Source organism: Calothrix sp. PCC 6303, assembly GCF_000317435.1.
GTDB lineage: Bacteria > Cyanobacteriota > Cyanobacteriia > Cyanobacteriales > Nostocaceae > PCC-6303.
This window is the reverse complement of record NC_019751.1, coordinates 4,670,193-4,685,966: the sequence shown is the minus strand read 5'-3', so window position 1 is coordinate 4,685,966 and position 15,774 is coordinate 4,670,193. Positions and strand designations below refer to the sequence as shown.

The window sequence follows — 15,774 nt, the reverse complement described above, 5'->3', positions numbered from 1 at the left end:
GCTGTGAAACTAATAAATTTATTAGAGTAACAATAATCATTCTCATCATGAATATATGATTTTACTGGTTAAAAGCTTTATTTTCTCAGCTTAACTAGTTGACCTATAGAGATGACATTGCACAAACCTGTAAACCAACAGGAGTATCAATAATTAGAGCTTCAACATTAAAAACCTGTGCGATCGCATCTGGGTTTAAAACCTTTGCGGGTGTTCCCACATCCCACAGATGACCCTGTTTAAACAAAGCAATCCGATCGCTATATCTAGCGGCTAAATTTAATTCATGTAGTACGGTGACAATAGTTAATTGCTGTGTTTGGTTTAATTCTTTGAGTAATTCCAGTAATTGTAATTGATAGTTAATATCTAAGTAAGTCGTGGGTTCATCTAACAACAAAACCTTTGGTTCTTGTGCTAAAGCTAAAGCCAAAAAAGCCCGTTGTCTTTCTCCCCCAGAAAGATTTTCCACAGAGCGATCGCTAAAAGCTTCTAACTGGGTTTTTTGAATTGCTATTTCGACTTTCTCCCTATCTTCTGAAGCTAATTCCCATTGCCACCAAGGTTGATGGGGTGTGCGTCCTAAACTAACCAATTGCCTGACTGTCAAACCAGCAGGAACTGTTTGTTGTTGGGGTAATAATGCCAGCTTTTGTGCGACTACATTTGCAGGTTGGGAATGAATGATTTTCCCATCTAATAATACGGCTCCATGTAAAGGTGAAAGTATGCGAATGAGTAACTTTAAAAAAGTTGACTTCCCTGAACCATTTGCACCAACTAAACTTAACCATTCTCCAGTTTGTAAACTTAAATTCACATCTTTGACAATGGGAATCGTGGTGTAACCACCTGTTAAATTTTGAATTTCTAAAGGCATTTTTGTTTTGGATTTTGGATTAATTAGGCAAATTAGCTATCAGCAGATACATACAAGTAGTGGAAATGAATAATCACAAATTAGTTTTACGCTGATAGAGTAACCAGATGAATAACGGAGAACCAATCAGCGCAGTCACAGAACCAACAGGTAACTCAATCGCATTTAGTCGGGAAAGCAAATCTGCAAACATTAATAACCAAGCTCCCCCCAAAGCCGACAATGGTAGTAAAATTCGGTGGTCACTCCCAACCATCAAGCGAATTCCGTGGGGAACCACCAAACCAATAAAACCCACCAACCCACTGACGCTAACTGCTCCTGCTGCGAGTAACGTTGCAACCCCCGCGATTAAAAAGCGCGATCGCACTAAATTTACTCCCAAACCCACCGCTAGATCATCTCCCAATGCCAGCAAATTTAAGGAACGTGCTAACAAACACCCCCCAATCAAAGCGATAATTACATAAGGTGCTGCGGTTGTCACTTCCCTCCAACCTCTTCCATTCAAACTCCCAATCAACCAGTTCAATGCTTGTTGAATTTGTCCATCTTCTGCAAGCAAAAGTAAGGTACTTTGAACAGCACCAAACAATGAACTAACAGCAACTCCACCTAAAATCAACCTTTCCACCGAAATTTTATTACCCGAACGACCGAGAAAAATTACGATGGTTGTTGTCACAATTGCACCCACCCAAGCAGCAAGAGGAATCCAAGCTTGGAAAACCTGTAGTACCACCATCACAATTACAACTAAGCCAGAACCCGCTGAAATCCCCAAAATAAAAGGGTCTGCGAGACTATTCCGTAACATTCCTTGGAGTAATGCACCAGACATCCCTAAAGCCGAACCTACTAGAATCGCTGCTAAAATCCGGGGAATACGTAGATCCCACAGTATAGTTTGTTGAAGTTGATCGCCTTGACGAAGTAGTGCTTGCAACATCTCCTCAAAAGTCAACGGAACCGCACCTTGGGAAAGTGACAGCAACAACGTCAAAAAAAGTCCAGTTATCAGAAATCCCACTGCAAACAGTACACGATGTTTTGTGAAAACTGCTTGAATTTGCTTGTGAAAGGATGGTGACAATATATTCATTGACTGAAAATAATACCTGAAAACTTCACGATTTTATGAATAGTATAAATAAAATCTCCCTAATCGAGAGCTATTACTAGCTATACCATAAAATCTAAGTATTTTTTCGCACAATTAATACATTTTTCTGATTTGCTAATATGACAGCATGTCGTATTTTGTAGGCTTTCAGCAACTACAGATAATTTATTCAAATTTTTTTCATTCAAAATAAAGCAATAGCTTTAATAGATATTTTTCTCAATAATTTTCCTAAAAAAGCGATCAGAATTGAAGAGAAGCTAACGACTGAAAAGAATGTTTCTTCAGTTTGAATACGCAAAATTTTTGTCTTGAGTCGAAAGAAACCGGGTTTCTCGGCTAAACGAAAAGTTTTGAACAACGTCAAATCAAGCTTTTTACATTACCACCTTGAAAGGGCTAGTCATAAGGACTTACGCGATCGCTAAGGATTAACAAATGCCTATAATAAAGTGCCATTACAGTTTAAAGTCTTGCCAGGTGTCCGAGAAAAGCTCAAAACGATACCGAACGTGGCAAGACAAACTTAGGAATTATGTTGATGAGTTAATTAAAGATATTGACAAAAAGTAAGCTCTGTCTAGTTATCGGTAGAAATTAGTTAACAGTCACTAGCCCTTCTTCCGTTGAATCTCCTCCCGAATCTCCTCCAAATCCGTAAAAGAATCAGCAACATTAATCAAAGTATCACTAGTCATGGAAGTCAAACTTACCACCTCAACCTGTACCCCTTTATAAGCCACAGAATTGACAGCATAAGCCAAATCTCCATCACCACTCAACAGAATCACCGTATCGCAATACCGAGCCAAAGTCAGCATATCCACAGCAATTTCCACATCCAGATTAGCCTTTTTAGAACCATCAGGAAACTGGATTAACTCCTTACTGACAACACGATAACCATTACGACTCATCCACAGCAAAAAACCCTGCTGCTTCTCATTCGTACTATCGCAAGCACTATAAAAATAGGCACGAACCAGATTACGATCCTTAACTAAGCACCGCAGCAACTTAGCATAGTCCACCTCTAAATTTAGCTGCATAGCCGCATAAAATAGATTAGCACCATCAATAAAAACCGCTACGCGTTCGCGTCTTGTTTCCTCCTCTTCCCTTCTAGTGCGCGAAACATTTGTTTTATTAACTATCCTTAACCCAGGTTGTTCCTGGTTTTGATCAGATTCTAACTTTAAACGTAAACCGTTATTCATCTGAGGTCTTGGAAGTAGCTGCATATCCGATACCGCTCCTCAGTACATATTATTGTTATCAAATTCAACAGGAAAAATTACTATCCGGATTTAGTTCCATGGTTCGCTATAGTCTGCCGCTAAAAGCATCTATTTTGCCCATATCTAAATAAAAGCTTAAGAAAGTTAACCAGCCTTTTACCTCACTAGAATTTAATTGACGCATTTTTTAATATTTTCTTTACTTTTTACAATATTTTTCCCGCAGAATAATCATCAAAGGTAAAAAATATACTTTTTGTAATATTTGTTAACATTCTTTTTATCAAAAGTTAAAAATAAAGCTGTTAGCTGCGCCTTGCCTTAGTTACTTGCCGTGATGCTCAAATCAGAAACCGAGACTTTACCTTAAACAGCAAGAAGGTTCACACTGTACCTGTACTCAGGTCAGTGTTGAGATGCGAAAATGCGGCAAGCAGAGCTACACCGCATTTTCGCTCATGAATTGCGCGTGAGTCGAGTTGCGTAGTCTTGACGTTTTTGTAGCTTGCTTCTCGCTCTGCGAGTACAAAATATTTCTTTTTTCTGATAGCGCAATCATTTAAAAACCTGTTATCATAAATATAGAAACGCGGTAAGGTCGATACCATGTATAGAGCAATTAAACTTAGGATTTATCCCACTGATGAGCAAGAATCATATTTAGCTCAATGTTTTGGCAATACTCGTTGGTTGTGGAATTATATGCTTAATGCCACTACTGTCGCGTATAAAGAAACAGGGAAAGGATTTTCTAAAGCAGCAATGGATAAGTTGCTTCCAGGGTTGAAAAAGGAATATGAATGGTTAGGACTCGCATACAGCCAAGTGTTGCAACGAGTCACATTCAACCTTTCAAGTGCTTTTGTCAACTTTTTTGAAGGACGTACTAAATTCCCTAACTTTAAATCTAAGCATGGTAAACAATCAATTCAATATCCCCAAAATGTGAAATTGATGCCAGAGGATTCTGTGATTAAGTTTCCCGGTAATTTGGGGTTAATCAAAACCGTGTTTCACAAAGAACTGCCAATTGCAAAGTTCACAACTGTAACAATATCCAGAAATGCAGACGGTAAATACTACGCTTCTATCCTTTTTAATCAGGAAGATACGCCAGTAGTAGCAATTAGAGACGCTATTGGTGTTGATTTGGGATTAAAAAACTTTGCTATAACTTCTGAGGGTTCAAAATATGACCTGCCTAAAAAGCAATTAGCAAAGTTAGAGAAGAATAGAAAACGCAAACAGAAGAAATTGGCTAAGAAGACAGATAAAACTTCTAATAAACGTCGTAAAGCCAAACGAATAGTAGCCAAAGTCTCTAGCAAAATAGCTAGAGTAAGAGAAGACTTTCTACACAAGCTATCTCGCAAAATAGCATACGAAAACCAAGTTATTTGTGTAGAAGATTTGGCAGTAAAGAACATGGTTAAAAATCCCAACTTGGCAAAATCTATATCAGACCAAGGATGGGGGATGTTTCAAACTATGCTCAAATACAAAGCTGAGAGATTTGGTCATACCTACCAAGAAATAGGACGTTTCTTACCATCTTCTCAACTTTGTAGCAATACCCTACTACCAATCCCAATGCTACAGAAAGGATATGATTCATTGGGTGTCAGGTTTGTAGATTGTCCTCACTGCCTGAGTAAGCATGATAGAGATATCAATGCGGCAATAAATATTAGAAATGAAGGTTTGCGACTTTGGGCGTTAGGAACTAGCGCTTCTGCCCTTGGAGGGGATGTAAGACCAAAGTCTTCAGGACGTAAAAAATCCATGAAGTCCGAGGCAATCCCCTGTGAATTGGGAAGCCCACACCCTATCTGTACTCAGATGGGTGTTGGGTAGTTCACTTCACAACAGATACATCTGCTGCTAAATCTTGAAACATCGCAGTAGTTAAATATCTTTCTCCAAAAGAAGGTTGAATTACCACAATTAGTTTGCCAGCATTTTCGGGACGCTTACCAATTTGGATAGCTGCGTATAGATTAGCACCAGATGATATTCCTGAAAGTAAACCTTCTTCCCTTGCTAATCTGCGTCCATACTCCATTGCCTGGTCATCACTGACCGGAAATATCTCATCAATTAACTCAGTACGCATAATATCGGGAATAAATCCAGCACCAATACCTTGAATTTTGTGAGGTCCAGCTTTGCCACCAGCAAGTACAGGGCTATTAGCAGGTTCCACAGCTACAGCATAAAAAGTGGGTTTTCGATCCTTAAGAATTTCTGTAATTCCTGTAATTGTTCCCCCAGTACCCACACCAGCAACCACCATATCTACAGTTCCATCAGTGTCATTCCAAATTTCCTCAGCGGTGGTTTCGCGGTGAATTTGGGGGTTAGCGGGGTTACGGAATTGTTGCAACATGTAAGCATTCGGAGTGCTTGCTACCAACTGCTCTGCACGGTTAATGGCACCTCGCATTCCTTCACTTCCTGGGGTTAATTCCAAAGTAGCACCATAAGCACGTAACATCGAACGACGTTCTAAACTCATGGTTTCCGGCATTGTCAAAATTAACTTATAACCCCGTGCAGCTGCCACCATTGCTAGGGCAATTCCAGTATTTCCAGAGGTGGGTTCGACAAGAATTGTTTTTCCTGCTTGGATTAATCCTGCTTCCTCAGCAGTTTTCACCATATTCAAGCCGATTCTGTCTTTTACTGAAGCTGCGGGGTTCATGCCTTCCAGTTTGAGGACAATTCGGGCAAGACAACCATCAGCTTGGGGAATGTGATTCAGTTGTACTAGGGGAGTTTTGCCAATTAACTCAGTTACATTATTTGCGATTCGCATTTTCTCAAAACTCCTTAAATCCTAAATTTACTACATAACTATTGTTCAACAGACTTTAGGGAATTTTTCCCATCCATTTGATTGAGTACATAAAAATCAGCACCCCATCTCAATAAATCTCGTCCCCCTACCCCAAATTACCCGCACCCTTACCCCAAAAAAAAATGAGAATATCTACCAAATATAAAGGTTAGAGCGTGAGTGCGATCGCAATCAGTCTAATCATCTTAATCCACCGTTCAAAAATGAGTACTCACCAAAGCAACTGATATAACAGCTATAGGATTTACGCAGAGATTCCCCTCTACCCCTCCTCGTAAGGGGAGGGGACTTCTTACCTCCAATCTACATTCGATAAGTTAAGAGCGTCATCCCCACAAATATTAAGTTATCAAAGTACATTTATTTAACTTTATTGATTCAAGACACATCAATCAATATTCGGAAAATAATCATATCAGCAAATCAAAGGAAGTTCCTCGTCATTGCATGGCGAGTTCTATTTGAATTGCCACGATTTGCCTCAATTATAAACTACCAAAACGATAATTTCTCCCATTCAATCACTTATCGTCTCACTCGCTACAACTTATCTAGCCAGAGAGAAATAATATGAAAATTAAGCTTCAGAAAATTTTCATAGTTTGTTTAGTAGTTATAGCAGTATTTTCTCCTGGATTAATGGTATTCAATATCATTTGGCAGCGACATTTGGAGTTGATACAATCACAAATTACTACTCAGCATCTGAACCTTAGTTCTTACCAAAATTATCATGCACCCGATGACTCATCAACATCAATTATAGACCTATTTCAACAACCGCATCTCGCCATATTTATTCAATGGTTGTTTGTCGGCGTTCCCGTATCAATTGGAGTTATCCTATTTCTCTACGATAGATATTTAATTCATCGTGCGACTACCCATCAGCAAAATGTTGATATGTTAGAACGTCTGTATCAACAAAATATCAAAAGATAGAGTATTTTTTCTAATTAACTATTAAACCCAAAACCATGACCGATCAATTCTCATCACAAATCAATCAAGAAGAATCTCCAGAACAACTAGAAGATTATTTTGGACTAATTGATAAATTGTTATCTTGTCCAAACGGTCAGGAGCCAGAAATAATTAGAGAAAATCAATCTTTAATAGATGCAGATTTTATCAAAGCAGCATTAAAAGTTGCAACCATTTTTGCCCATGAAGGTAATCAAGAAGGTGCTGAGTTTTTAGTTCATATTGCGCGTGAACTATCAAAGGAATTAGGCTACTACCCTAATGTTGAAACTAAGGAGTAGAAATGCTATTAAATGCAGCAGAGGCTAGCAAAATAGCGTTAGACTTCCTTTTTGAAGAGTGGACGATTGATCCAGAAGAAAGAGATTGGTTTGCTATCATTAGTTGTCGTCCAGTTGGTGAAAGTTGGTACATAGTGGAGATAGCTGTTCAAGGATTTCCCGACCGCTGGTTTATTCAAGTGTATGACAATGGAGAATGCGATCCAAATTACACTTTCATGTCACCAGTTGATGGACTTCAGACTTCATGTGATATGCAAAATATACCCACGATTATTGCTGAAGTACTAGTGTCAGAACGCAAAAATCGTTAAATCCTAATACTTGCAGCTAATTGATCATAAATCCTCTGTCAATCAAGGTAAGAGGCGGCTTTTTGAAGGGAGCAAAAAAGCGAAAATAAAAACTTTTCCCTTAAAAGGCTAGGCTTCTGCTAGGTTTGCTATGGTCAACTATAAATATAGCAAATAGCGATTTCAGTGATGGTAAATAAAATCTGACTTCTAATTAGACTTTGTGAATTTAGCGCAAAGTCTTTTTGTTTTACAGTAACATTTTAAATAACTATAAATATTACCTTTTTAGCATTTTATATCAATAAATATATGCTATGTTTATAACGTGATAGACGCTACGGTTTTTTCCAATGAATACAGAAGACCTCCTAGCTAAAGAATTCACGCGAATAATCCAGGAATATTATCCAGCTGTCGGGGAACTTTTGGATGGCTGTTACGTGAAGATAATTACCTCATATTGGGGACGACCTCCTAGACGTTTACGATATGTCGGTATCTACTGCACAATGGATATAATGCCTTATATCCAAGCTAGAAAAGAAGTATTTCGAGAGATAGCAGATAATATGGGATTAATGCAAGTAGTGTTCTTAAATGCAACAAGATTATTACGCGATCCAAAATCCACATTAAAAGATTCTGATCCACGTTTATGGTTAGAATTACATCTAATTGCAGCATAGAAAAAATCTTAAGTGAATCTCTCTTTAAAATATAAAATATTGGTGCTAATTGTGATTCACGAATTTGATCCTTAAAAGATGTAAATTCATTTCAACCTACTGATTTTCAGTTGAGTAGATACAGCATATTTAAAGTTGATGAAATACAGTTTTAAAAAATGCTGTAAGTGCTAGCCTCAAACAAAAAATGGCTTGTAAAATGAAAAAATCAACACTTCCTCCAGATGATATGCCTCCGGCAAAAATCACACAGCAAGATAGAATTATCCAGGTGGAACTAGAACGTTCCATCGGGAGATGTGTTCTTGAATCTTGTGATCAAATAACCCAGGCATTACTCACAAATTGCCAGTGGTATATCACGACAAATGCATCAACGGTGAAAATTGTTATTGACTGTCCAGACATCATTAGCTACTGGCATATAGTTAGTAATATTCCCCAAATTGGTAAACAACTAGAAAAATTTTCAGGTGATGCCAAAATCCGCGTTTATCCACCCACTGGAAAAGGAATGCCATTTGAAATTAGTGTCAATGAAATTACAGCTTATCGTGATTGGCTGTAACCTTGAGCCAAATGCATCAAACATCCATTAAGCATCAAATTATAAGGGGTTTTATATCCCCGATTTCTTCAAGAAGTCGGGGGTATATATTTTTTGGGAATCAAGTATAATTAATCTATTAATATCATTTTTAATAATAAAAAGTATATTCTGGTGAAACAACAATCTAGCTGGATACGGATACTGGAAATAGCGAAATTTAAGACAAATTTAAATATTATCACTACTTATAAAGTTAACTTTATTGCTGTCATTATTTGCTCTTTCATGATAGTGATGCTCAAGCCTTGGTTAGGATATGCATTAATGCCAATATCCACTTATAAAAGTTACTCAATCCAAGGCTTTACAGTTCTTTTCAGCCAAGAATTACTCCAACACCAATCCCAAGCTAATGAAGCACGCAAAGAATTAAAGTCACAACTACAAAAAATTCATGATGTGATGCCAGTAAAATCATGGCACGCTTTACAAAAAGTGAAAATATGGGTTGAATGGCAGCGAAAAAGTAATAGTGCTGCTGAGTTTCATATTTCTGCTAAATGGCTTCAGCTAAATGGTTATCATCCACAAAAAGCAGGTAGTGTAGAAATTTCCAATGCAGATAATTTTGTACAATGGTCGCGTCTAGATCAGCCTTGGATGATACTACATGAATTGTCCCATGCATACCATTTTTTAGTATTAGGTGAATCCTACAATGGGATTATACATGCATATCAAGAAGCTGTGAATCATCATCTGTATAAATCTGTTGATTATGCCAACGGTACAAAGAGAAAAGCCTATGCATTAACCAATGCTATAGAGTATTTTGCCGAGCTTTCGGAAGCATATTTCGGCAATAATGATTTTTATCCTTTTACGCGTCGGCAATTAGCAGAATATGATCCTGTCGGTTTTCGACTAATGCAGCAAGCATGGGAAGAGTAAGCTATTGTTGAATGGTAACTTTCGGTAGCTTATTTTGCTGCAACCCCCTCCAAAGCCTCATCCGTTACATCATATAACTGCCGTAATTTCTCCAATTTCTCTGCATCTGCGTCCCAAAAACCCCTCCCATTTGCTTCTAACATTCTGCCAATAATATTGCGAAAAGCTTCAGGATTTGCTTGACGTAATTTATCTGCCATCTCGCTATCAAAAGCATAGGTATCAGCAGCTTGTTCGTAAACCCAGTCATCTGTAAAATCGGCAGTACCCCCCCAACCAATTAATGCTGTCATGCGCTGAGAGACCTCATAGGCACCGCCGGAACCTTGATTTACCATTGCTTCCGCCCATTTAGGATTTAGTAATTTGGTACGGTATTCCATCCGGAGTAAATCATCTAAATCACGAGGTGTTGTATCCTTGGAAAAACTTTCCACAAAGCTAGTTTTTACCTTTTTTTCACCTTGTTTTTCTGCTGCTTTCTTTAATCCCCCCGTATTCGCGTAGTATTCTTGAATATCAGTTAATCCATATTCCACAGAGTCAATTTCTTGAACTATTTGAGTTGTGGTTTTTAGTAATGTTTGTAAAATTTCTGGACGTGCTTGTCCTTTATCTTTTCTGCCATAACTAAAACCGTTACGACTTTGCCAGGTATTTCCCAATTCATCACCATTTTCCCAGTTCCCATCCACAACTTGATCATTAACTAAAGATCCAAAATCACCTGCGGGGTTAGAAAACAATCTGGCGGAAGCATTCTCCACACCTTGAGATTTTAAAGCCAAAGCATGTTTTTTAATAAAGTTCTCTGTCTCTGATTCATCTGCATTTGCTGCACGTTCAAATAAGTCATCTAATAGTTCAATAATATTCACAAAACTATCACGAAAAATCCCTGATAAATTAGCTAAAACATCAATTCTGGGATGTCCAACTTCTGCTAAAGGTTTTAATTCATATCTAACTATTCTTCCTGTTCCTTCCTTTACAGGTTCTGCGCCAACCAATTCTAAAAGAATCCCCAAGGATTCACCTTTAGTTTTGATTGCATCTAAACCCCACAACATAACTGCTACAGTTTCCGGATATTTGCCGTTAATTTCCAGGTTCTGCTGAAGGATTTTTTGAGCTATCTCCCTACCCCTTTCATATGCAGCAGGAGAAGGCATTCGGTAAGGGTCTAAAGCATGAATATTTCTTCCAGTTGGTAATACACCTGCCCCATCTCGGAGTAAGTCACCTCCAGGGGCTGGGGGAATATATTCGCCATTTAAACCTCGAAGTAAGTTGGTGATTTCATCAGTGTTTTGGGATAGTAATTGTCGAATTTTATTTGCTTCTTCCTCGTGATATCCTTCACTAAAATATGCATCTAAATATGACTGCATTGATTCTTCGTTTGGTGCTTCACCCAAGACATGTAAACCAGATGAGAATAAACGATTTTCTAAAAATTGTAGATATTCGTATAAACTTACTAAGTAATCATTAAATGCATGATTACTAAACATCTTGATATTCTCAGGTGTTAAAGCAATGCCTAGTTTCTTACCTTCGGTAAAGGGGTAGTCGGCATCTAAACCTGTGTCGAGAATTTTCTTACAAATACCTTCTTTAAGTAGGTAATTTTTTTCCGGATCTTCTCGATACTCACTAATTAAATCTCTTACAGTTAACAACTCCTTATATAAACCCGCACGTCCATAGGGAGGAACATTATGCGAAATTAATACCCCATAACCTCGACGTTTAGCTAAGATTGATTCTGAAGGGTTGTTTGCGGCATAGATATATAAATTTGGCAGATTACCCAATAAGATATCAGACCAAGAATAACCTGTATTTCCTAACGGAGAACCGGGCAACCATTCCACTGTTCCATGCATTCCAAAATGCACAACCGCATCAGCTTGGAATTCATTTTGTAACCATTTATAATAAGCCGCATATTGAGGATGGGGTGTCATATCCCGTTCAAACATCAACCGCATCGGATCACCGTTGATTCCTAAAGGTGGTTGAACTCCAATCCAAATATTTCCCAACTCCAATCCACCTACTTGTAACTCGTCTCCAAAAGTCTTTATGCCGCTTTTATTTAGAGATTGCCATTGCTGCTCAATCCGCTTAGTTTGGAGATAACCTAGCCATTTTTCCAAGGTTCTCACATTAACTGTAGTAAATTCTCCCTCATCCTTTTCCTTCACCAAGCGAATCAATTCTTCCCCATCTTCCGGCAAATTAGGGATGTCATAACCTTGAGTTTTCAAAGCTGTTAAAAACTTAATTAAACTCTTGGGAACATTTAATAAAGCTGCGGTTCCGGTTGCCCCATATCCCGGTGGAAAACCATAGAGAATAATGGCAATTTTCCGCTCACTGGGAGCTTTTCGGTGCAAATTGATCCAACTTTTCACCCTACCAATTAACCGCTGTACCCTCTCTGGTACCAAATAAATATCTTCACCTACCAAACCACCCAAAGGTACAGTATCAATTGCCCCATCAAGTTCGGGTAATGAGTATAATACGACGCTTTGTAAACCCCCAATACCTTGCCTTGTCCAGGAGTGAATATCTTGAATTAGCAGGGGTGCAGCGACAAAGTACGGAACATTCTTAGCTGAGAGAATATTTTTTGCTACTTCTACTTGTCTACCAGCTTCCATAGAACCTGCTGGTCCCCCAACTAGCGGAAAACCAATGGTGGAGACAATTGCATCAACTTTTACTGCTTGCTTGGAAAGGGAAAGAGTGGCATTATTTCCCTGAAGTCTTTGTTGTGTTTCATACTCAGTCGTCATCAAATCCCGCACTGCAACATGTCCCTCCACTCCGTTGATAAAAATGGGGAGGGGAATTAAACCTGCATCCTCGAAGTTGCGAATTAGTTGGGGAATATAAGGTTGCTTGGTAATAACATGTTTGCGGTAGAGGAGAATCCCAATTATCGGTTTTTGGTGAGGACATGGAGAATTATCCCTGTGTTGATACCATTTTAAGTAAGCTTGGGGGGATTCAAAATAACCTTGATATTCAGGGTGGAGTAAACCTATATTGGGGGTTTCTATAACTGGGGGAATATCCCCAACAGGTAAATTTAGATATTTCTCGGCAAGCACCCAAAACAAAGCTGCAACATTCTCTGTTCCCCCTGCATTCCAATAACCGTAGACAATTAGCCAGTTGCGGAGATCCTGTACTTTGCCAAACGGTAAGAATTTGAGTAATTTAGGTCCTATTTTCAGGAAACTAATATAGCCTGCAAGCTTATCCTCTTCCTTGCCATTACTAAACTTATCTAAAATAAACTTAACAGGTTTGGGCATTCCCTTGGGTTTGTCGCCAATGGCAAAAGCACCAATTTTGGTACAACTCATCAATTCTAAGGCTGATTCAAACACCAAACGTATGGGTATTTGGGAAATGCGATCGCGTAACCACATTACCTGGTCATAATCAAATAACAAACTGCCAAAAAATACATCCGCACCAACTAAAGCTTTTTCTACTTCCCCCGGTTTGCTACTAATATCCCTGTCAGTAAAGATGTGGATATCTAATTCTTGACAACGAGAAACCCCTAACTGTGCAGCTTTTCGGTACAAGTCAGCATTAAATGATTCAAAACCAGCGATTAAAACGATGCGTTTCATACCTAAAGTAAAGAAGAGTAAATTTTTCTTTACTTTTATTCTAGATGGATTAGCTGGTGGGTGCAGATTTTGGGAAATATTTGGATATTGAATACCATAGTCGGGAAGTATGTCAATAACGCGGTAAACTATTCCGCAGATTAGAGGCTATTAATTGTCGATTCAATCCCACAGGCTTTATTTCCATAACCAGCTTTATTCAGATTATTTTTCAGCTTTTCCAGGAGTAATATATCCTGGGGTTGCCAATTTACTTGTTTTTGGGAAACCACAATCGAAATTTTCTCGGCTAAATCTTCCCGCAATCGTTCTAAATCTTGGCTGGGTTGCCAAGCTTTGGTAAATACCTCTAAGGTTTTAATGGCTTCATCACGGTTAAGTTTGGTGGGCATAGATTTGGGTTTGGGTAAACCAACCCATTTCAACAGGGTTTTGCTGTCATCGCTACCACCACCAAGCAAGTAGCTAAGAAAACGCCATTGATGAAATTCCGATTCTCCGGCATAGTAGATATTATCGAGGACTACGACAAGATTATTAACTTGTAATTGTTCGATTTTCCCCAATGCGATCGCAAAACTACTCCGAACGTGAGAATGAAAACTTCTGTCTTTAATTACATTCAGGATATCTTGAACGTATGGTTTGGCTAACTTACCTAGATTTCCTAATGCTGTGGCAGCACTAGAGTTAAGATTAATGTCTTCAGTTTTATCCTTGCCAATATCGAGAATATCTTTAATGTAGGGTGTGGCTGCATCCCCCAATTGCCAAAATATATCAGCAGCACTACGGCGAATATCGAGGTCAATATTTTTATCTTTAATAATATCGACAATATCTTTGACGTAGGGTTTAACTGCATCGCCTAATTTCCCCAATTTATAGGCAGCACTCATGCGAATTTGATAATCAATATTTCGATCTTTAATAATTCCCAAGACTTCAGGAATATTAGTGCGAGTATTGCTATTAATGTTATCATCTTCGATGAAATCAGGAATATCGCTAAGATAGGGTTTAGCTGTATCTCCTAATTTACTCAATGCATACACAGCATTAATTCGGAGATTGTTATCAACATTTTTCTCCTTCAGAATATCAGCAATATCCCTAATATAGGGTTTAGCTGCATCTCCTAAATTTCCCAACGCAGATGCAGCACTAAAGCGAATTTCGTTATTAGCAGTTTTATCCTTGAGAATATCAACGATATCTTTGATATATGGTTTAGCTGTATCCCCTGAATTTCCCAACGCAGACGCAGCACTAGCACGAACTTCGTTATTAACAGTTTTATCCTTGAGAATATCAGCAATATCTTTGATGTATGGTTGAGCTACATCTCCCAATTCACTTAATGTATACACCGCACGACTACGAAGATTAGAATCGGCATTTTTATCTTTGATAATGTCAGCGATATCTTTGATATAAGGTTTAGCTGCATCCCCTAAATAGCTCAACGCAGATGCAGCATTAGCGCGAACACCAGGGTGAAAACTTTTATCTTTAAGAATATCGGCAATATCTTTAGTGTATGGTTTGACAGCATCCCCTAAATTATTTAATCCAATAAAAATATCATAGCTAGGATCGGAGTTATCAAAATCAATATTTTTATCTAGAAGGAGATTAATTGCTTTCTTGGCGAAATTATCAGCTTTCTGCTTATCTAAATCTTTAAGTTGATATTCTGCGATTTCCCGAAATCCCAAAATTTGCACTTCTGGATATCCATCATTCAGTGCTGCAACAATTCCATTGATCTGCCAATCTTGCGGTTTTATTTGTTCTGGTTCCTTCGCATTTACCCAAGGTAGGGAAAAGGAAATAACCAGGATAAATGTCAATGGGAAAAGTAGAAAGCGGTGGAATTTACAGTGTTTGTGGGGCATAACTGGGAAGGAATGCTACCAAATTATACTAAGGCTGTTGATTCAAGCTTGTAGAAAAGATACATTTTATTTAATGTTTTTCTGCAATAAATTCTGTGGGGACTGGATGTAATCTGAAAGTTACGTTTCCCTAGTTTGCGCTATGCTTAGGTGATTTATCGGACTCATATTTGATTTATGAAACATACTTAGGGGAGCCAGCACCTTATGTCGGGGAACCCGCCAACAGGTGACTGGCGTTGTGTTGTCACGAAATGTAGCGTACCATCTTCCGAATTTTGGTGCGTTAGGCTAAAGCCATAACACACCCTACATATACTTAAATTTTTAAGTGCAAAGCACAGACTACGCCAACAATAATCAAATAGGAT

13 protein-coding genes are annotated in these 15,774 nt (G+C 38.3%); 7 read left to right on the top strand and 6 right to left on the bottom strand.

Translation table 11 applies throughout. The annotated features are described in order from the left end of the window. Positions 1-103 precede the first annotated feature (103 nt). The 3 genes from CAL6303_RS19115 to CAL6303_RS19105 form a co-directional block, all read right to left on the bottom strand. A complete protein-coding gene (locus tag CAL6303_RS19115; protein ID WP_015199472.1) occupies positions 104-880 on the bottom strand; it encodes an ABC transporter ATP-binding protein in 777 nt (258 codons plus the stop codon). 73 nt (positions 881-953) lie between these two features. After that, entirely contained in the window at positions 954-1,982 is a 1,029-nt protein-coding gene (locus CAL6303_RS19110) for a FecCD family ABC transporter permease (protein ID WP_015199471.1), read from the bottom strand. A 632-nt stretch (positions 1,983-2,614) separates the two neighbouring features. Then, positions 2,615-3,244: an NYN domain-containing protein gene (locus CAL6303_RS19105; RefSeq protein WP_015199470.1), complete on the bottom strand. Its 630-nt coding sequence runs from the start codon at positions 3,242-3,244 to the stop codon at positions 2,615-2,617. 603 nt (positions 3,245-3,847) lie between these two features. On the opposite strand from CAL6303_RS19105, the gene CAL6303_RS19100 reads away from it, so the two are divergent. Beyond that, positions 3,848-5,095, top strand: coding sequence for an RNA-guided endonuclease InsQ/TnpB family protein (locus tag CAL6303_RS19100; RefSeq protein ID WP_015199468.1), 1,248 nt, complete (start codon positions 3,848-3,850; stop codon positions 5,093-5,095). A gap of 1 nt (position 5,096) precedes the next feature. On the opposite strand, the gene cysK is transcribed toward CAL6303_RS19100, so the two are convergent. After that, positions 5,097-6,056 carry a cysteine synthase A gene (gene cysK, locus CAL6303_RS19095; RefSeq protein ID WP_015199467.1) on the bottom strand — a complete coding sequence of 320 codons (960 nt, stop codon included), beginning with the start codon at positions 6,054-6,056 and terminating at the stop codon, positions 5,097-5,099. Positions 6,057-6,668: 612 nt separating this feature from the next. On the opposite strand from cysK, the gene CAL6303_RS19090 reads away from it, so the two are divergent. From CAL6303_RS19090 to CAL6303_RS19065, 6 genes are all read left to right on the top strand, one after another. Continuing rightward, positions 6,669-7,040, top strand: coding sequence for a hypothetical protein (locus CAL6303_RS19090; protein ID WP_015199466.1), 372 nt, complete (start codon positions 6,669-6,671; stop codon positions 7,038-7,040). 35 nt (positions 7,041-7,075) lie between these two features. Further along, on the top strand, positions 7,076-7,363 hold the full coding sequence (locus tag CAL6303_RS19085; protein WP_015199465.1) for a hypothetical protein: 288 nt from the start codon (positions 7,076-7,078) through the stop codon (positions 7,361-7,363). 2 nt (positions 7,364-7,365) lie between these two features. Next, positions 7,366-7,677 (top strand): hypothetical protein, encoded by a 312-nt coding sequence (locus CAL6303_RS19080; protein ID WP_015199464.1) that lies wholly within the window; start codon positions 7,366-7,368, stop codon positions 7,675-7,677. Between the two features lie 332 nt (positions 7,678-8,009). Then, positions 8,010-8,345 (top strand): hypothetical protein, encoded by a 336-nt coding sequence (locus CAL6303_RS19075; protein ID WP_015199463.1) that lies wholly within the window; start codon positions 8,010-8,012, stop codon positions 8,343-8,345. 199 nt (positions 8,346-8,544) lie between these two features. After that, the gene (locus CAL6303_RS19070) at positions 8,545-8,913 is read left to right on the top strand and encodes a hypothetical protein (protein ID WP_041740776.1); all 369 of its coding nucleotides are present in this window, start codon (positions 8,545-8,547) and stop codon (positions 8,911-8,913) included. A gap of 276 nt (positions 8,914-9,189) precedes the next feature. Further along, the gene (locus CAL6303_RS19065) at positions 9,190-9,846 is read left to right on the top strand and encodes a hypothetical protein (protein ID WP_144051066.1); all 657 of its coding nucleotides are present in this window, start codon (positions 9,190-9,192) and stop codon (positions 9,844-9,846) included. 29 nt (positions 9,847-9,875) lie between these two features. On the opposite strand, the gene bchH is transcribed toward CAL6303_RS19065, so the two are convergent. Next, entirely contained in the window at positions 9,876-13,505 is a 3,630-nt protein-coding gene (gene bchH, locus CAL6303_RS19060; protein ID WP_015199460.1) for a magnesium chelatase subunit H, read from the bottom strand. 140 nt (positions 13,506-13,645) lie between these two features. Further along, positions 13,646-15,403, bottom strand: coding sequence for a HEAT repeat domain-containing protein (locus tag CAL6303_RS19055; protein ID WP_015199459.1), 1,758 nt, complete (start codon positions 15,401-15,403; stop codon positions 13,646-13,648). Positions 15,404-15,774 lie beyond the last annotated feature (371 nt).